Origin of the sequence: Alteromonas abrolhosensis, assembly GCF_001953635.1 — a bacterium.
Taxonomy (GTDB): Bacteria; Pseudomonadota; Gammaproteobacteria; order Enterobacterales; family Alteromonadaceae; genus Alteromonas; species Alteromonas abrolhosensis.
The window spans coordinates 1,073,482-1,090,894 of the sequence record NZ_MEJH01000003.1 but is presented as its reverse complement, the minus strand read 5'-3'; the positions used below and the strand labels follow the sequence as shown (position 1 = coordinate 1,090,894).

Here is a 17,413-nt window from a genome sequence, read left to right as displayed (position 1 = left end):
TCCAAGGAGGGCTTATGCCACCTGTTAGTTCAGTAACCGTTAGCGAGTCTAATGGACTTACCTTTTTAGACGTAGATAACGCATTTGCCTCTGCGCGTATTAGCTTATTTGGCGGTCATATCTTGTCATATGTGCCTAAAAGCGATGGTAGAGAGCGTCTTTGGGTAAGCCCCCATGCTTACTTAAATGGAGAGCGACCAATTCGCGGTGGTATTCCGGTATGCTGGCCTTGGTTTAGCGACGATCACGGTCGAGAAAAAGGCGCCCTACCCGCACATGGTTTTTTAAGAACACAGGTATGGAAGCTGGTCAATTCAGAAGATACAGACACCGGAACAACAATTACCCTTTCGCCAAGCTTTACTCGAGCGGAAGGCTTTGAGAATGATTGTAATGTGACCATGGTAATCTCTGTTGGTAAAACAATGGACGTGTCTTTAATCACTGAAAATATCGGCGTTGCCCCCTTTGAATTTAATTGTGCGCTTCATACGTACTTTCATGTTGATCACATTCAACATACACAAATAAATGGCATAGAAGGTCAGTATAAAGACAAACTTGACGACTGGGGATTAAAGACAACACCAAGTCCATACACGATTACAGGTGAAACAGACCGCATTCACATTGCGCCGATTAAAACTGCTGAGATTGAAGTTGAAGGCAGCGTGTTTACAGAAGTAATATCTGACGGTAATGACTCTTTGGTTGTATGGAACCCATGGTTAGGCGCAGCGTCTATTTCAGACATGGACCCGTTTGGCTATAAGCACATGTTGTGCGTAGAAACATCGCTAACTCAGGGAAAGACACTGTCCCCCGGTGCTAGCCACACGCTTAAACAAACTATCGCTCCGCGATAAGTCACCTTTACCAATTTTTGCAGTGGGGCTAATGGAGCCTCACTACAAATGCAAATTTAATCAAATATTCGCATCGAATAACTTAATCGAAAATATGGTGTTCAACGGAATGAAGCCTAAAATAGCTAAACTCTTTTTTCTCACTTTGCTGGCGTTTTCCTTAACGGGCTGTGCCCACTTTATCGCCTATCAAATCGCCTCTCAGCATCAGATTCCCGTCAGCGGAAACATCTCTGAAACGTTCAAAACATCACGTTTATGCGCAACAAGTACCCACTGCATTAATGTACAAAGGACATCTGATATAGAAATAAGCCAGTTAGAATTTTCTCTCTCCATTAACAATGAAACTAAGGTGTGGAGTTTTGAAGACAATGGAAGTACTGCTATTAAGAATAAGCGCCATTTGATATTTATATTTCCGGGTTTCGGCACACCCACCTCTATCGTCTCTATACACCAACAGTGGCTGAGTACGATGACAGGCGCGGACGTAATAGTTATTGAAAGCGCAGATAGCGCCACCCATTTTTCTTTTGGACTCAACGCCGTTGACCCAGTTATTTCAGAAATTGAGAGAAAGGCCCCTCTTAAGGTTGATTTAGTGGGCATTTCAATGGGAGCAGTCGCTGCACACCAAGTTGCAACCAAGGTTAAAGCAGTACAACTGCACCTCGTTGCCCCAATGACAAATTTTCGCCACTCAACCATGGCACTGTGGAATATTTTGCACAGAGATAATATCTACTCATCATTCATATCTACACATGACATCGAGGACGCCATAGCTATCGTTTATCAAAACGCAAAAACAAGAGCCAGCGACATAGACATTATAAAGAATATCAAGGAAAAGCCTCTCCGAACTTATGTTTACACATCACCACAGGACAGAGTAGTGCTAGAGAGCGATTGGGATGAAGTGGATAGTACTGATATAGCGCGGTACTCATTTTCAGACCTCAATCACTTGGAAATGTCTTCGTTAATGGATGAAAGGTTGTTGGCACGCTTTCTCTCTAATTTACTGGATACAGACGTTGAGACAAACCTGCATACAACGGGCTTGATATGCCGCTCACATCAAGGAGAGTGTGAAAAAGAATTATGAGCTTATCAAAAGCCACTTGCTGTTTTGCTCCATCGTTAAGTACCCATCGAGAACAGGCTGGCTTTTTCCTTATAAATACAAAGATGTTTAAAAAAACCAAAGAAAAAGGAGACGCTTGGAGCGTCTCCTTTTTTCTATTCTATTTCCGTTTCTCAATGACTATTTATTTTGTCAAAAGAAACGAGAGCATCGCATTTTACTGCTTAGCACCCGCAACAGCTTCTTTTGCTAGCTGCGTAATACGCGCCCAGTCACCTGATTCGATTGCGTCGTCTGGGGCAAGCCACGAACCACCCACACATTTAACGTTGTTAAGCGCTAAATATTCGTTGTAGTTGTTTGGACCAATGCCACCCGTTGGGCAAAACGTCACATCTGGAAAAGGACCACTGATAGACTTAATAGCTTTAACGCCACCTGAAGCCTCTGCTGGGAAGAATTTCATGTGGGTATAACCCGCATCTTTACCCTTCATCAAATCAGAAGTTGAAGAGATACCAGGGATAAGTGGAATTTCTGAATCCATACCCGCTTTTAACAAATCAGCCGTCATACCTGGGCTAATTGCGAACTTAGCGCCAGCTTCAACTACCGCTTTAAGCTGCTGAGCGTTAGTCACTGTTCCAGCACCAATTAGAGAATCAGGCACTTCTTGTGCAATTCGCTTAATCACGTCAATAGCCGCTGGGGTACGTAGCGTTACTTCTAGTACTTTAATACCACCTTCCATCAGCGCTTTTGCCAGAGGAACCGCTTTTTCTACGTCATTGATTACCAAAACAGGTACAACTGGACCGGCCGCAAAAATTTCCTCTGGAGAGTATTTCCATTTCGTTGTCATAATTTAGCTCGCTGTATTTTGATTCAGATATGCAGCCGCACCCAATAGACCATGATCAGGTTCTGCAATTAAATAGGTGGGAATGTCTTTCACGTAGTGCTTCATTTGCCCTTTCGCTTCAAAACGCGCTCTAAAATCGCTGTTTTGAATAAATTCAGGGAAACGGTTAGCAATGCCACCACCAATGAAGATGCCGCCCGTGGTTGCCATGTTAAGTGCTAAATTACCCGCAAAACTTCCCATAATTCGACAGAATTGGGTAAGCGTTGCTTCAGCAATTTTGCAGGTACCGTTTAGCGCAGCGTCAGTGATTTGAGCGGGCTCGGTAAATACGACTGGCGCTGAAGCCTGATTGGCTAGCGCAGTATAGATATTGTGTAGACCGCGACCAGACATCACTTCTTCTGCAGAAGCACGCCCTAAGGTAGATTGAAGGTGACGCCATACGACAACATCGGTTTCATCTACCGGTGCAAAGTCTACGTGACCACCTTCTCCGTCTAGCGTCTGCCAACCGGATGAGGTCATCGTGATATGTTCAACACCTAATCCCGTACCTGGCCCAAAAACAGCGATATTGCCATTTTCTTTCGCTGTGCCTTCACCAATTTGCACCACTTGCTCTTCGCCTAATACAGGCAATGAGTGCGCTACGGCAGTGAAGTCGTTAATAACGAACAACGCATCTAGTTTAAGCTGCGAGCGAAGCGCATTTTGCGAAAATGCCCAGCTGTGATTCGTCATCTCGACTTGATCGCCCAATACTGGACATGCAATAGCAATACAGCCCTGCGAAAAGCTGTATTCCGGCATGTCGCTAAAGTATTGTGCAATAGCAAGGTCAATGCTGGCAAAATCATTACACATGTATTTCTTGATGTCGGCCACACCTGATTCGGTTACTCTTGCAACGCGAATATTCGTACCGCCAACATCAGCCACAAACTTCTGGCTCATTATGCTTGCTCCTGCGTGTAAAACAGTGAACATGCACCCTCTTCTGCACCTGTCAGAATAGCGCGCATACCCGCAAACATTTCACGTCCCATTCCAACGTGATGCTTAGCTAAGTTCGCTGGCGCTGCTTCTCGTGCAGCCAGTGTTTCATCATCCACATGCAGTGTTAGTGCACCAGTTTGTGTGTTTAGCTCGATAATGTCGCCCTCTTGCACTTTAGCAAGTAGACCGCCTTTATAAGCTTCTGGAGTCACGTGGATAGCTGCAGGAACTTTACCTGATGCACCAGACATACGACCGTCAGTAACTAGCGCCACTTTAAAGCCGCGATCTTGAAGCACACCAAGAGGTGGCGTTAAGCGGTGAAGTTCTGGCATACCAATCGCAGAAGGACCTTGGAAGCGAACAACTACAATGCAGTCTTTGTCTAGCTTGCCAGACTTAAACGCGTCATCCAGTTCAAACTGGTCTTCAAACACAACCGCTGGAGCTTTGATATTACAGTGAGGCGTGCGAAGCGCTGAGGTTTTGATAACGCCACGACCAAGGTTGCCGTCAAGTACACTCAAACCACCATCTGGCTTAAACGGTGCATCAACAGTTGCTAACACTTCTTTATCAAGAGATTCAGTTGGGCCGTCTCGCCATTCTAATTCGCCGTCTTTAAGCACAGGCTCTTTAGTGTAGAAGTCTAAGCCTTCACCGCAAATGGTCTTAACGTCGTTATGTAATAGACCCGCATCAAGCAACTGTCTAATTAGCAATGACATACCACCTGCTGCAACAAAGTGGTTAATGTCAGCTGAGCCATTCGGGTAAATGCGAGTAAGAAGAGGCACAGCATTAGAGATATCTGAGAAGTCGTCCCAGTTTACGATGTAACCTGCAGCGCGAGCTACCGCAATAAGGTGCATGGTGTGGTTAGTAGAACCACCCGTAGCAAGAAGACCTACAAGGCCGTTCACGATGGCTTTTGCATCTACAATGTGACCAATTGGCGTATAGTTGTCGCCAAGGTCAGTTAGGCGTGTCGCTTGAACCGCAGCCGCTTTAGTTAACGCGTCGCGCAAAGGTGTGCCTGGATTAACAAACGACGAACCAGGAAGGTGCAAGCCCATCATTTCAACCACTAACTGATTCGAGTTTGCCGTTCCATAGAACGTACAGGTACCCGCAGAGTGGTAAGATTGAGATTCAGCTTCAAGCAACGCGTCACGCCCTACTTTACCTTCGGCAAACTCTTGACGAACGCGGGCTTTTTCTTTGTTTGGAAGACCCGATGGCATTGGACCTGCTGGTACAAAAACGGTTGGCAAATGACCGAACGTTAGTGCGCCCATTAGTAGCCCAGGTACGATTTTGTCGCAGATACCTAGCATCAGTGCGCTATCGAACATATTGTGAGAAAGCGCAATGGCAGCCCCCTGAGCAATGTTATCACGGCTCATTAGGCTTAAGTCCATGCCAGACTGGCCTTGTGTAACACCATCACACATAGCAGGTACGCCACCTGCGAACTGGGCTACACTGCCTACTTCTTTCACTGCTTCTTTAATTAGCGCAGGATAAGTCTCGTAAGGCTGATGCGCTGAAAGCATATCGTTATACGCAGACACAATAGCCACGTTGGCTTTAGTCATTGAACGAAGGTCAGATTTTTCGCTTGTTCCACATGCTGCAAAGCCGTGAGCAAGGTTACCGCATGACAACACACCACGGTGTGGTCCTTGACGTCGTGCACTCTCAATTTTTTCTAGATACGCCTTACGCGTTTCTTTACTACGCTCGATAATTCGTTGCGTAACTTCAGCAATTTTTGGATTCATGTTTGTCTCCTATGGCGCCCACATCAAAGTAACCGGCGCACGGTTAACTACGGCGGTGATGGGCTTTTGCGCTTCGGTGGCATTTTCAATAGCGTCAAGTAAGACTTGTTTTTTCTTCTCGCCTGTTAAATGCAAAAAGATATTACGGCTATTGAGTAACGCAGGTAGCGTTAATGAAATACGTTGATGAGGTGCTGTTGTAGGTTGAACAGCGATACAGGTTCTGCCGCTGCTCATATCTAAGCCGTCAAGTACTTGCTCAGAGCAAGGGAAAAGCGATGCAGTGTGACCGTCTTCCCCCATGCCAAGAATCAATGCATCAAAAGGTTGCGACATGCTAGCCAAATTTGACTCTGCAGCATTTACGCCTTCGTTTGCATCATCAGCATCGCTTTTCAATTCGATAAAACGAGCTGCTGCGGCTTTATTTTGAATTAGATTATTTTTGACTAGGCTGGTGTTGCTGGCCTCGTGGCCCTCTTCAACCCAGCGCTCGTCAGCAAGGGTGATATCAACCTTATCCCACTCAAGATCGGTTTCGCTTAGCTGTTTGAAAAGCGCCAGAGGCGTGCGACCACCACTCACTACAAGCGATGCGCGACCACGAGTTTTAATACCTGTTTTTAAGATACTGACTAAGTCTTGCGCAAATGCGTCAGTCAATGCATCAGGTGTTTCGAATGATAGAGTTGTTAACGCCATATTACTTTTTCTTCCCTGTTTTGCTTTCGTACCAGCTGCGATTTTCGCGAGCAAGAAGACCTATAGAGTCTACCGGCCCCCACGTACCTGCTTGATACGGTTCTGGTGGCTCACTCGATTGCTTCCACGCTTCAAGAATTGAGTCTACCCATGTCCAGGCTTGTTCAATTTCGTCACGACGAACGAATAGCGCCTGATTACCCAGCATAACTTCAAGGAGTAGCTTTTCGTATGCATCAGGAATACGCTCGTCGGCAAACGCTTCAGAGAAACTTAAGTTAAGCTTCGATTTTTGTAGATCCATAGAACCAGAGCTAGTTAAGCCAGGCACTTTGTTCATTACAGTGATTTCTACACCTTCGTCTGGCTGCAGACGAATAACCAGCTTGTTAGGCGGAAGATTCTTGAAGCTGTCACCGAATAAGTTGTGCGGCTGACGCTTGAAGTAGATAACAACTTCACTCACCTTAGTTGGCATGCGCTTACCTGTGCGTAGGTAGAACGGCACACCAGCCCAACGCCAGTTATCAATTTCCGCTTTAATCGCAACAAAGGTTTCAGTTTTACTTTGCGTATTGGCACCTTCTTCTTCAAGGTATCCAGGCACTTCCTCGCCCTTTACAAAGCCAGACGTATACTGACCGCGAACTGTGCTTTCGTTAATATTAAACGAGTTGATAGGACGAAGCGCTTTAAGCACTTTGAGCTTTTCATCTCGAATGCTGTCGGCATCAAGTGTTGTTGGAGGCTCCATCGCCACCAAGCTCAGAATTTGTAGCAAGTGGTTTTGCACCATGTCTCGCATTTGACCTGCGTCGTCAAAGTAACCCCAACGCCCTTCTATACCCACTGACTCCGCAACTGAAATTTGAACATGGTCAATGCAGTTGTGATCCCAGTTAGTGGCGAAAATCGAGTTGGCAAAACGCAGTGATACAAGGTTAAGAACGGTTTCTTTACCTAAGTAATGGTCAATACGGTAAATTTGCTTTTCGTCAAAGTACTCAGCAACCTGTTCGTTAATAACCTTAGACGATGCCAGGTCGTGACCGATTGGCTTTTCAAGCACAACGCGAACACTTGAGTCGATAATTTTGCAGCTGTGCAGACCGCGACAAATGTCACCGTATATAGCTGGCGGAGTTGCTAGGTAACAAACCATGGTACGACTTGGGTCAACGTGATCATCAAGTACGCAGTAGCTTTCAACGTCCTTCATGTCTACGCATGCATAGTGCAAACGCGCTTTCATTTTTTCCCAAGTGGCTTCACACAAGTTCTTTTCACCAAACTTGATAAGATTGGCGTGAACTTCTTCAATATAGGCATCCAGCTCCATTTCTTGACGCGCAACACCTACAATAGTGGTGTCTGGGTGCATCAAGTTTGCTTTTTCAAGCTGATATAAAGAAGGCAACAACTTGCGTCGTGAAAGATCTCCCAGTGTACCGAAAAGTACAAAATCACAGGGTTCGTAGGAATTATCCAATACCATATTCGTCGACCTTTTAAATGTATGTGTCCGCGGCGTATTGTACAGTTATTTACAACACTAACGACTATTTTTACCGTATAGTTAACACCAAATGTAGTAAAATTACAACTTGTACCAACTATAGGATCTGAATCTTTACTGTTTCCCTCAGTTTACCCTCATTTAACCCGATTGAAATAACAAAAATTGTCAAAAAATTACATTTTTCTTGTCACAGACGTCACATTGGGTACTATTACAGGTGTACCTTACAATAAATTGTGCTAACTAATTGCTATATCTGTATGAACATTTTAGAAAAAATCACACAAAACCAAGCGGCATTCAGTAAATCTGAGAAAAAGGTAGCTGAAGTCATTCTAGCTAACCCACAAACGGCCATTCATTCGAGTATAGCAACGCTGGCTAAGATGTCGGATGTTAGTGAGCCTACCGTAAACCGTTTCTGCCGAAGACTTGATACTAAAGGCTTCCCAGACTTTAAACTGCATTTAGCGCAGAGCCTGGCTAACGGCACGCCCTATGTAAACCGTCACGTAGATGAAAATGATAGTCCGGACGAATACACAAATAAAATATTCGAATCGACTATGGCGTCACTTGAAGTTGCGCGCCAGTCAGTAGATGTGAACGTGGTAAATCGCGTTGTTGACTTACTTACGCAGGCACAGAAAATTTCATTTTTCGGACTAGGCGCATCGGCTTCGGTAGCACACGATGCATTAAACAAATTCTTCCGTTTCAATGTACCGGTGGTGTACTTTGAAGATATTCTGATGCAACGCATGAGCTGCATGAACTGTTCAGATGGTGATGTAGTTGTACTAATTAGCCACACAGGCCGAACTAAAAGCTTAGTAGAAATAGCACAAATTGCCCGTATGAATGATGCAACCGTAGTAGGAATTACCTCAGCAGATAGCCCGCTGGCACAGGAATGCAGTTACGTGTTATCGCTGGAAGTGCCGGAAGACACTGACATGTATATGCCTATGGCTTCTCGCATAGCGCAGCTGACACTGATTGATGTACTTGCCACTGGCTTTACCCTACGCCGTGGAAATAAGTTTAGAGAGAACTTGAAACGAGTGAAAGATACCCTGCGCGGCTCGCGCTACGAAAAGCGTGGTGAGTAATTTTCTTCCCACATGATCATTTAGCCAACATTAGTCGTATTTATATTGGCTTAATAAATCAGCAAAAACGCCCAACTGGTCGAGCCAGTTGGGCGTTTTTGTTTATTTCATTCACATTTTTGTCAAATTCAACTATTATTCTGTAATAAAATTACGTAAAGCGATTACAGGTATACCGTTCAAACGCGTAGCCAATCACTCTTTGTCTTTTCTAACTTAGAAACAGCGACGGAATCACATGACCAGAAGAACGAAAATTCTTGCCACCCTAGGACCTGCAACCGACTCTCTTGAAAAAATTCAGGCACTCATAGCCGCAGGCGCAAACACTGTGCGCATGAACTTTTCACACGGACAAGCTGAAGATCATATTGAACGTGCGAAGCGCGTTCGTCAGGCAGCAAAGAACTTGGGTAAATATGTAGCCATTTTAGGCGACCTTCAGGGTCCTAAAATTCGTGTTGCTCGTTTTGCCGAAGGCGCAGTTCGTTTAGAGGTTGGTGCAACATTCGTTCTGGATGCTGAACTAGGCCGTGACGAAGGTGATGTTAATCAAGTAGGTATTGATTACAAAGCGCTTCCTGACGATGTATCAGCAGGCGATATTCTACTTCTTGATGATGGTCGAATTCAGCTAAGAGTAACTGGCGTTGAAGGCCGCAAAGTGATCACTGAAGTAACAGTAGGTGGCAAGCTCTCAAACAACAAGGGCATTAACCGTCAAGGCGGTGGTCTTTCTGCAGATGCGCTTACCGAAAAAGACAAAGAAGATATTAAAACAGCGGCAAAAATTGGTGTTGATTACCTTGCTGTGTCGTTTCCTCGCAGTGGCGCAGACTTGAACTATGCACGAGAACTTGCCGAAGCAGCAGGCTGCTACGCTAAAATTTGTGCCAAAGTAGAGCGTGCTGAAACCGTTGCGTCTGACGAAGCGATGACTGACATTATCAGCGCATCTGACGCGGTAATGGTTGCTCGTGGTGACCTAGGTGTTGAAATAGGCGACGCAGAATTAGTTGGTGTTCAGAAGAAGTTAATTGCCCGTTCTCGCCAGCTAAACAAAGTTGTAATCACAGCCACTCAAATGATGGAGTCGATGATTGACAGCCCTATGCCAACGCGCGCAGAAGTTATGGACGTGGCAAACGCCGTGCTAGACGGCACTGACGCGGTAATGCTTTCTGCTGAAACAGCTGCGGGTAACTATCCAATTGAAACGGTTGCAGCTATGGCTCGTGTTTGTGAAGGCGCAGAAACACACCCTAGTGTTAAAATTTCAAAGCACCGTATGGACCAGCAATTCTCGTCAACTAGCGAATCTATTGCACTATCTGCAGTATACGCCGCGAACCACTTGCCAAGTGTCAAAGCAATTGTAGGTTTAACTGAAAGCGGAACAACGCCAACCTTGATGTCTCGCATCACAACCTCATTGCCAATTATTGCGATGTCTCGTCACGAATCAACGCTTAACACCATGGCACTTTGCCGCGGCGTCAAGCCGGTATTTTTTGACTCATCAAAAAGTGAGCCAGGCAAATTGAAGTATGATGTTATTGCATCGCTTAAAGAAAAAGGCTTAGTGAAAAGTGGTGACAGTATCATCCTGACTTACGGCGATGAAATGGAAAAAGTGGGCGCAACCAACACGTTAAAAATTGTAGAAGTTGAATAACCACAACATTTATCAAAAGGCGAAGCTAATGCTTCGCTTTTTTTTGCCTGTCATTTACTCAGGTAATGATAAGCTAACACTTATGATAAGAATGCCTTATCGACGTCGGTAACAGATATACTCAAAACTATAATTTCCAAATCAGCGATAATTCTTCTAAACGCCTCAGGACAATAACGATAAAATTAAGGATAGATATGCAGCTTAGTTCCAAGCGCTCAATACTTTTTTCCACCACTATAGCTTTGTTCGCGTTTTTCACTTTTAGTGTATGGGCAACTACCCAACACGCTCCTCCTATGAAACATGTAGAAGTAGCGCCTCACAACGCCCCCTTGCAACCAATAATGATTCAAGGGCCCATGCCCATCGAAGCAGAGTATTTTGCTTCTTTGTTGGATAACGTTACAACAGAAAACTCAGGGAATGCCATATTCTATAAAGGGACACTAGACGGGTATCCCATTGTGGTCGCTAAAACTGGCAAAGGTTTAGAGAACACCGCTGCCGCAACAGCAATTGGCATAGAGAGATACCGTCCTCGCCTTATCATCAATCAAGGAACATCAGGTGGACACGATCCATCCTTGAAAGTTGGTGATATCGTTCTGGGCGAACGCAGTGTTAGTGCATCCAATTTTAAGACACCTAAATTAGCTGAGGGACAAGGCTCGCATCCGCTCAATTGGCTGCCGATGGACCTCATGGCATCAGAAGGCAGTGCGGGCGAAGGAAGTAGCGCAAAGGACGCAGAAAAATTGCGATTTTATCAAGGCGACAAGCAACTTATCGCTCTCGCCTTATCGCTATCCAAACAATACAAACGCGGAAGTGTTGTTACAGGAACCATTGGCAGCGGTAACTTCTGGAACAACGAGTTAGACAGAATAGCTTGGCTTCATAAAAATATGGGAACGAGCGTGGAAGAAATGGAAACCGCTTCTGCTGCGCAAATTGCGCATGCCTACCACGTACCCTTTTTAGGTATTCGCGTATTATCGAACAACATTACTAACCATGGCGAATATGACCCAACCACTGCCACAGATTGCCAGGCATTCGTTGCAACCGTAGTGAGAGCCTACATATCATCATTAAATTAATTGAATACTATCTCACCAGATAAAGAAAAAGGCCCCTTAAATAAGGGGCCTTTCTTCTATCAATTCACTTAAATTGCCTGAGCGGTATAGGTTTCCGCGTCTTGAGTTACTTCATGCGCGTATTGAGTGAGGTGGTGACTTAAAATATTCTCAGCGCGCTCAACAAACTCGTCGCGCTTAAATTTCCAGCCTCTCAAATCGGCTTGTTTAGCCTGCGCAATATAATGCTCTAAACGCGTTTTTCTCAACAGGTGCGCCTTTTTCGATAAATCGAACTCTACTAGTGAAAAGGTTCTTTCAACTTTTTGAATATCCATATGTACAGGGCGCTGCGCATCATCAGCAGACGCTTGGCTGACAGAGAGCTTTCCTTGACCTATCACACCCACAATAACAATGATTGCTGATACCACTATGCCTGAATAAACCCACTTTAAAAAGTTCATGCCCCACTCCTTGAACGATTTCGGACGCTTGCGTGTTTGTATCGACAATATCGATGCAACTCACTTAATTAAATCTTGTATTACCTGTGTATAGAGCGCGTAGGCTAAGACGTTTCTTGCTCTCATTGAGCAAAGATAATTTCACCTATTTTCTCTACATCAAGCTGTTACCCTATCTTTAATTTAATGTTTGCACCTTTCGTACCAAATAGTTAATCGTTATTTTTCATAAACTTATATAAATCGACATCTTATACTAAAGTTGTAAATAGAACTTTCTACACACTGCATGATAAAAATTTCCTTCCAAGTTTAATAAATCCCCTATAACTTTTGCTGTACACTTACCGCTGTATATTAATACAGCTAAACTGTACTACAACGATCTGTACACGGGTGTTCTGTCTAAATTTTACAGAACGGATTACTTCGTGTATTTGCCATGAAAAGTGACAATTTGTGATGCAAGACAAACTAATTCAAAAACTCGAAATTCTCTCAGATGCAGCTAAGTATGATGCTTCATGTGCTAGTGGGTCAGCAGGCAAGCGTAAGGCAGGTAAAACAGACTCAAAAGGAATAGGTTCTCTTACGGGAGGGTCTGGGATATGTCACAGTTTTACCCCTGATGGCCGATGCGTCTCGTTGCTCAAGATTTTGATGACCAACTATTGTATTTACGATTGCCATTACTGTATTAACAGAGTGTCTAGTAACGTTCGACGTGCGCGATTCTCAGTTAAAGAAACGGTTGATTTGACGCTTAACTTTTATAAGCGTAACTACATTGAAGGCTTGTTTCTGAGCTCAGGGATTGTTGGCTCCCCTGATCTGACCATGGAAAGCATGGTGCGTATTGCTAAGTCCCTCCGTATTGACCACGGATTCAAGGGCTATATTCACCTTAAAACCATTCCAAACGCTTCACCAGAACTACAGGCAGAAGCAGGCCTATACGCCGACAGGCTAAGTATAAATATCGAAATGCCGACGCAAGTTTCGTTGAACAAATACGCGCCTGAAAAAGATCTCGGCGCCATTCATGGTTCAATGAATACACTGAAAGACAAAATAAACGAGCACAAAGTAGATAAAACGTACTCTGGTAAACGCCCTCCTCGCTTTGCTCCTGGCGGACAGTCCACTCAGATGATTATAGGGGCCGATGATTCAAACGACAAAGTTATTCTTGGTACGAGTGTTAAGCTCTATGGTCAACAAAAACTGCGCCGCGTTTACTATTCCGCATTTTCTCCCATTCCTGATGCATCTGAAGTATTGCCTCTTAAGCCTGCCCCACTCATCCGTGAGCACCGCCTTTATCAGGCCGATTGGCTCTTACGTTTTTACGGGTTTGGTTTAGATGAAATCGTTCACAATGACATGTTAGACATGGAGCATGATCCCAAGCTTGCTTGGGCATTACGTAACCGTCATATATTTCCAATTGACTTAAACAAAGCCGATAAAATGCTATTGCTCAGAGTACCTGGCTTGGGGGCACGCACAGTACAAAAAATTCTGGCTATTCGACGTTATACAAAGCTAAGTTGGTTCGATCTTACAAAAATGCGTTTGCCCTTACAAAAGTTAAAGCCGTTCATTACGGTAAGTGATTATTCTCCCTCCATTCATTTGCTAGACAGCAATAGCTTTGAGCAGCAGTTCAAGCAACCAAAGCAGTTTGAATTGTTCAGCGCCTAATTGAATTAGTGGAATTATGAAAAAAGTAATTATTTCTTCGGTGCCAGGTTATGAGGAGTGGCGTCTAGCCTCTAGAGAATGTTTGGCCCACTCTATCCCTCCCGAAAACGTGGTTTGGCAAAATGCTCAGTGGAATCAAACTGACCTGTTTGGCGAAACGGAAAAAGCCAGTATATTCGGTAACCCGCGAGCGAATTACACAATTCCTAAGTCTGTCCTGGTGCTGATGAAGTATGCATTGTGCCATCAAGACCCCAACCGTTTTGCATTGTGCTACCGTGTTTTATGGCGAGTAGTTTTCGAAAATAGAAACCTTATTCACTTAAAAACTGATGAAGATATATTGCGTATAAATGCGCTGGCGAAAGCTGTGAAACGCGATGCATATAAGATGAGTGCTTTTTTGAGGTTTAGAGAAATTGATTTTGACGGACAAGAACACTTTATTGCGTGGTACGAGCCAGAGCACTTCAGCTTGGAAATAAAGCTCGATTTTTTTCAAACCCGATTTAAGAATATGCGATGGTCCATTCTTACACCTTATCGGGCAGCCCATTGGGACACTAAAACACTCACTTTAGAAGATAACCCTGACCCAAGTGTCATTCCAGACGATGATCGAGTTGAGAAATATTGGCTTACCTATTACGCAAATATATATAACCCGGCCCGAATTAAAACTAAGGCGATGTTAAGTTCCATGCCTAAGAAGTATTGGAAAAATATGCCGGAAACGTCGTTGATTGGCGATATGATACGCCATTCTGATTCCAGAGCGCGCAAAATGATAAGTGATGGAAATAAACAAGGAAATGGGGAATGAGCTTCACGGTTTACGCCATCAGTGCAAACCGATAGATTCTCAGACAGCCGATGCGCATGTGTTCCCTGATAGGAAAAGTCACCAAAAAAGGGGCCGAAGCCCCTTTTTTAACCACTCACAAATATCGCTTAGTTCATTACTGTTTCTGTAACCACGCGAAGATTGTTCTCAACATCTTTTACATCTGATGCGTTTTTAGCAATTTCTACTGCTAGATCACGCTCGGCGTCTGAATCCACTTCACCTGTAAGGGTTACGACACCATTTTCTACGTCAACGTCGATATCAAAACCTGAGATGTCCGTGTCCATTAGAAGGCGCGTTTTGATTACTGTCGCAATCTTGGCGTCGGTAAGTTCGCTTGTACCTTCATCGACCGCATCTTCTGCGTCATCTGACAAATCTGAGTCCATATCATCGTCGGCAACGATAGTCAGTTTATTATCAACAGATACAACGCCGTCAATGTTAGCTACCAATTCTTCTGCTAGCTTCTTATCAACAGAGTTCTCAACTTTACCCGTCAATACAACATTGCCGTCTTTTACGTCTGTGTTAATGTCGAATGAATCAAGGTTGCCATTGAACAACAGTGTCGCTTCTGCTTTACCGTCTATCCATGCGTCTTTGGCACCTTTTTCCCACTTGTTGTCTGTGTCCATGTCACCTGCATAAGCAGCGGTAGTCAAAGTTGTAGCAACAATCATAGAAATTAGTGAACGTTTCATAACATTTCTCCTTTGTCGAAACTCGAATATACAGATGCCAAAACCTTGCCAAAAATTTAACCACTTGAATAAAAAGAATTTTTACAGATAAAAGGCGACATCGGTGAACTTGGACTTTGCAAAGTTTGCCTTTGTTCGAGAATTTTTTACCTTGTGATTTCCACGTTACCTATTGCTGGTTTTACACCTATTTGAATGCTTACAAGGGTGTTGCCAATCGTAGGAAAAAGAAAATCAGGGAATTGCTTCGTCAGACAAAAGCGCTCAGTTTTTAAAGGTTAAACTAATTTTAGGTAGCTTCCGTAATTATAACCATTCATCTCTACTTAAGAGCAGCCGACGTTGTTTTTGCGTAAGGCACTCTTGTAGGTGAAATCTGCTTTCTAGTTAATCAAATTCAAGGATCGTACAGACATGGACACTGCACTTATTGCCGTATCAGTCTTTTTTATTATTGTAAGCTGGGTTCCATTGCTTCCCTCCTCTCACTGGATAGTTCGAGTGTGGGAATTTCCGCGTCTGCAGATCGCGACCATCATTACCTTTCTTATTGCCTGCCACGGCTTTAAATGGGCGTATACTGGACAAATAGACGGTCTCTATTCACTTATCAATGCGGGTCTAGTAATAAGCCTAATCTACCAGCTTCTTTGGATAACGCCTTACACGCCCCTATATAAACGGGAAGTGAAGCGTGTAGATGATATTGAATCAGGTCGTAAACTGAGTGTCCTTTCTAGTAATGTTTACATGCCAAATAATGACTTTCGTAAGTTAATAGAGCATGTACGAAATAAACAGCCTGACTTTCTTGTAACCCTGGAATCAAACGAAAAATGGGAGAAAGGAATTAGCGAAATCGAATCGGAGTACCCTCACCGAAAATTTTGCCCACTCGAAAACCTTTACGGTATGCACCTTTATAGTAAGTTTCCCTTCAAAAGTGTTACGTTGCGATTTTTAATTGAGGATGATGTGCCTTCTATGAAAGTCACCATTAATCATCAAGGAAAGGACGTAACCCTTTACTTTCTTCATCCAAAACCTCCCAGTCCCACAGAAAATACGTATGCAAAGCCAAGAGATGTTGAGCTTACGTTAGTGGGAAGGGAAATAGCCAAAGCATCAGGCCCGGTCATTGTAGCAGGTGACCTCAATGACGTTGCTTGGTCTCCCACAACAAGAAAATTTAAGAAAATCAGTGGGCTTTTGGACCCAAGGGAAGGTAGAGGCTTTTTTAATACTTTCCACGCGAAATACCCTCTGGTGAAATGGCCTCTTGACCACGTTTTTCACTCTAGACATTTCGCGCTGGTGAACATTGAAAAACTTAAGAGCATAGGCTCGGATCATTACCCGCTGTATACCGAGCTTGCGTTGATCGACAGTGAGGACTAACCCGCTTTTAAGATTCAGTATTAATATTTGCGCTAGCTACGGTGTTTAACGCACCACATCAGGCTGTCGCAAGCGTCTTCACGCTTCTTAAAATGGGCCAAACCAATCAGCTTACTGTCTCTTGGCCAAACCGCTTGATTAAGCACATCTTGATCTTGCTCTGAAAGTTGCTCACTATCTAACACGATCTCGATGGCTTTTTTGTTGGGTTTTATCAGCGTAGGGTTCACCTCTTTAACCAAAGTAGAGGGAACACAAATATACTCACGTTTAACAGGGTCGCGCACCACACCAATATAATCATTGTCACAAATAATTGCCGGCCAACCTTCTGATATTCTGCTTTGACCGAACATAACAAGCGTAAAAGCAATCAAAACAAATAGGGTCAATCCAATAAACTGCGCGCTCAAATCTGGCGCTACAGCAACAATTACACCTACTATGGCTGCAAAAAATATCCAGCCCCCGAAAACTCTACGCATAGCATTCGGCGAAATACCAGAAATGACATCAACCAATTTAAGAGATTGCTTGTCATAGTGACGAATAATTACAGACGATTGTGATTCCACAGCCCTTGCCCACCAAAGAAAAATACG

General features: G+C 44.0%; 16 protein-coding genes. 8 read left to right on the top strand and 8 right to left on the bottom strand.

Translation table 11 applies throughout. The features are described 5' to 3' along the window. The first annotated feature begins 14 nt into the window (after positions 1 to 14). Together BGK61_RS06850 and BGK61_RS06845 are read left to right on the top strand one after the other, a co-directional pair. The gene (locus BGK61_RS06850; RefSeq protein WP_014998714.1) at positions 15 to 866 is read left to right on the top strand and encodes a D-hexose-6-phosphate mutarotase; all 852 of its coding nucleotides are present in this window, start codon (positions 15 to 17) and stop codon (positions 864 to 866) included. Positions 867 to 975: 109 nt separating this feature from the next. Continuing rightward, a complete protein-coding gene (locus BGK61_RS06845; RefSeq protein WP_157888784.1) occupies positions 976 to 1,977 on the top strand; it encodes a hypothetical protein in 1,002 nt (333 codons plus the stop codon). A 196-nt stretch (positions 1,978 to 2,173) separates the two neighbouring features. Here BGK61_RS06845 and BGK61_RS06840 read toward each other — a convergent pair whose 3' ends face one another. Genes BGK61_RS06840 through zwf form a run of 5 tightly spaced genes read right to left on the bottom strand, consistent with a single transcriptional unit; the run spans position 2,174 to position 7,798 of the window. Continuing rightward, the gene (locus tag BGK61_RS06840) at positions 2,174 to 2,818 is read right to left on the bottom strand and encodes a bifunctional 4-hydroxy-2-oxoglutarate aldolase/2-dehydro-3-deoxy-phosphogluconate aldolase (RefSeq protein WP_076011694.1); all 645 of its coding nucleotides are present in this window, start codon (positions 2,816 to 2,818) and stop codon (positions 2,174 to 2,176) included. A 3-nt stretch (positions 2,819 to 2,821) separates the two neighbouring features. Beyond that, entirely contained in the window at positions 2,822 to 3,775 is a 954-nt protein-coding gene (locus BGK61_RS06835) for a glucokinase (protein ID WP_076011693.1), read from the bottom strand. Beyond that, positions 3,775 to 5,601 (bottom strand): phosphogluconate dehydratase, encoded by a 1,827-nt coding sequence (gene edd, locus BGK61_RS06830; RefSeq protein WP_014998717.1) that lies wholly within the window; start codon positions 5,599 to 5,601, stop codon positions 3,775 to 3,777. The genes BGK61_RS06835 and edd overlap by 1 nt, the downstream gene beginning before the upstream one ends. A gap of 9 nt (positions 5,602 to 5,610) precedes the next feature. Next, positions 5,611 to 6,303, bottom strand: a complete 693-nt coding sequence (gene pgl / locus BGK61_RS06825; RefSeq protein ID WP_014949852.1) for a 6-phosphogluconolactonase — start codon at positions 6,301 to 6,303, stop codon at positions 5,611 to 5,613. A gap of 1 nt (position 6,304) precedes the next feature. Further along, positions 6,305 to 7,798 carry a glucose-6-phosphate dehydrogenase gene (gene zwf / locus BGK61_RS06820; RefSeq protein WP_014998718.1) on the bottom strand — a complete coding sequence of 498 codons (1,494 nt, stop codon included), beginning with the start codon at positions 7,796 to 7,798 and terminating at the stop codon, positions 6,305 to 6,307. A gap of 284 nt (positions 7,799 to 8,082) precedes the next feature. Between zwf and BGK61_RS06815 the strand changes: the two genes are divergently transcribed. The 3 genes from BGK61_RS06815 to BGK61_RS06805 all read left to right on the top strand — a co-directional run bounded on the left by BGK61_RS06815 (position 8,083) and on the right by BGK61_RS06805 (position 11,712). Next, entirely contained in the window at positions 8,083 to 8,934 is an 852-nt protein-coding gene (locus tag BGK61_RS06815; protein ID WP_014949854.1) for a MurR/RpiR family transcriptional regulator, read from the top strand. Between the two features lie 238 nt (positions 8,935 to 9,172). Next, a complete protein-coding gene (pyk, locus tag BGK61_RS06810) occupies positions 9,173 to 10,609 on the top strand; it encodes a pyruvate kinase (RefSeq protein WP_014998720.1) in 1,437 nt (478 codons plus the stop codon). Positions 10,610 to 10,806: 197 nt separating this feature from the next. Further along, complete coding sequence (locus tag BGK61_RS06805; RefSeq protein ID WP_076011692.1) at positions 10,807 to 11,712, top strand: 5'-methylthioadenosine/S-adenosylhomocysteine nucleosidase; 906 nt, start codon at positions 10,807 to 10,809, stop codon at positions 11,710 to 11,712. A 68-nt stretch (positions 11,713 to 11,780) separates the two neighbouring features. On the opposite strand, the gene BGK61_RS06800 is transcribed toward BGK61_RS06805, so the two are convergent. Then, complete coding sequence (locus BGK61_RS06800; protein WP_014998722.1) at positions 11,781 to 12,158, bottom strand: hypothetical protein; 378 nt, start codon at positions 12,156 to 12,158, stop codon at positions 11,781 to 11,783. Between the two features lie 462 nt (positions 12,159 to 12,620). Here BGK61_RS06800 and BGK61_RS06795 point away from each other — a divergent pair, with 462 nt between their 5' ends. Both BGK61_RS06795 and BGK61_RS06790 read left to right on the top strand, forming a co-directional pair. Continuing rightward, the gene (locus tag BGK61_RS06795; RefSeq protein ID WP_076011691.1) at positions 12,621 to 13,862 is read left to right on the top strand and encodes a putative DNA modification/repair radical SAM protein; all 1,242 of its coding nucleotides are present in this window, start codon (positions 12,621 to 12,623) and stop codon (positions 13,860 to 13,862) included. A gap of 16 nt (positions 13,863 to 13,878) precedes the next feature. Beyond that, on the top strand, positions 13,879 to 14,685 hold the full coding sequence (locus BGK61_RS06790) for a TIGR03915 family putative DNA repair protein (RefSeq protein ID WP_076011690.1): 807 nt from the start codon (positions 13,879 to 13,881) through the stop codon (positions 14,683 to 14,685). A 128-nt stretch (positions 14,686 to 14,813) separates the two neighbouring features. Here BGK61_RS06790 and BGK61_RS06785 read toward each other — a convergent pair whose 3' ends face one another. Further along, positions 14,814 to 15,413, bottom strand: coding sequence for a BON domain-containing protein (locus BGK61_RS06785; RefSeq protein WP_076011689.1), 600 nt, complete (start codon positions 15,411 to 15,413; stop codon positions 14,814 to 14,816). 414 nt (positions 15,414 to 15,827) lie between these two features. On the opposite strand from BGK61_RS06785, the gene BGK61_RS06780 reads away from it, so the two are divergent. Continuing rightward, a complete protein-coding gene (locus BGK61_RS06780) occupies positions 15,828 to 16,811 on the top strand; it encodes an endonuclease/exonuclease/phosphatase family protein (RefSeq protein ID WP_014998726.1) in 984 nt (327 codons plus the stop codon). Positions 16,812 to 16,843: 32 nt separating this feature from the next. On the opposite strand, the gene BGK61_RS06775 is transcribed toward BGK61_RS06780, so the two are convergent. Continuing rightward, positions 16,844 to 17,386: a hypothetical protein gene (locus BGK61_RS06775; RefSeq protein ID WP_076011688.1), complete on the bottom strand. Its 543-nt coding sequence runs from the start codon at positions 17,384 to 17,386 to the stop codon at positions 16,844 to 16,846. Positions 17,387 to 17,413 lie beyond the last annotated feature (27 nt).

Bases quoted from the DNA above. Each gene is read 5' to 3' on its own strand.
- BGK61_RS06850 (WP_014998714.1), top strand. From the start codon at position 15: ATGCCACCTGTTAGTTCAGTAACCGTTAGCGAGTCTAATGGACTTACC.
- BGK61_RS06845 (WP_157888784.1), top strand. From the start codon at position 976: ATGAAGCCTAAAATAGCTAAACTCTTTTTTCTCACTTTGCTGGCGTTT.
- BGK61_RS06840 (WP_076011694.1), bottom strand. From the start codon at position 2,818: ATGACAACGAAATGGAAATACTCTCCAGAGGAAATTTTTGCGGCCGGT.
- BGK61_RS06835 (WP_076011693.1), bottom strand. From the start codon at position 3,775: ATGAGCCAGAAGTTTGTGGCTGATGTTGGCGGTACGAATATTCGCGTT.
- edd (WP_014998717.1), bottom strand. From the start codon at position 5,601: ATGAATCCAAAAATTGCTGAAGTTACGCAACGAATTATCGAGCGTAGT.
- pgl (WP_014949852.1), bottom strand. From the start codon at position 6,303: ATGGCGTTAACAACTCTATCATTCGAAACACCTGATGCATTGACTGAC.
- zwf (WP_014998718.1), bottom strand. From the start codon at position 7,798: ATGGTATTGGATAATTCCTACGAACCCTGTGATTTTGTACTTTTCGGT.
- BGK61_RS06815 (WP_014949854.1), top strand. From the start codon at position 8,083: ATGAACATTTTAGAAAAAATCACACAAAACCAAGCGGCATTCAGTAAA.
- pyk (WP_014998720.1), top strand. From the start codon at position 9,173: ATGACCAGAAGAACGAAAATTCTTGCCACCCTAGGACCTGCAACCGAC.
- BGK61_RS06805 (WP_076011692.1), top strand. From the start codon at position 10,807: ATGCAGCTTAGTTCCAAGCGCTCAATACTTTTTTCCACCACTATAGCT.
- BGK61_RS06800 (WP_014998722.1), bottom strand. From the start codon at position 12,158: ATGAACTTTTTAAAGTGGGTTTATTCAGGCATAGTGGTATCAGCAATC.
- BGK61_RS06795 (WP_076011691.1), top strand. From the start codon at position 12,621: ATGCAAGACAAACTAATTCAAAAACTCGAAATTCTCTCAGATGCAGCT.
- BGK61_RS06790 (WP_076011690.1), top strand. From the start codon at position 13,879: ATGAAAAAAGTAATTATTTCTTCGGTGCCAGGTTATGAGGAGTGGCGT.
- BGK61_RS06785 (WP_076011689.1), bottom strand. From the start codon at position 15,413: ATGAAACGTTCACTAATTTCTATGATTGTTGCTACAACTTTGACTACC.
- BGK61_RS06780 (WP_014998726.1), top strand. From the start codon at position 15,828: ATGGACACTGCACTTATTGCCGTATCAGTCTTTTTTATTATTGTAAGC.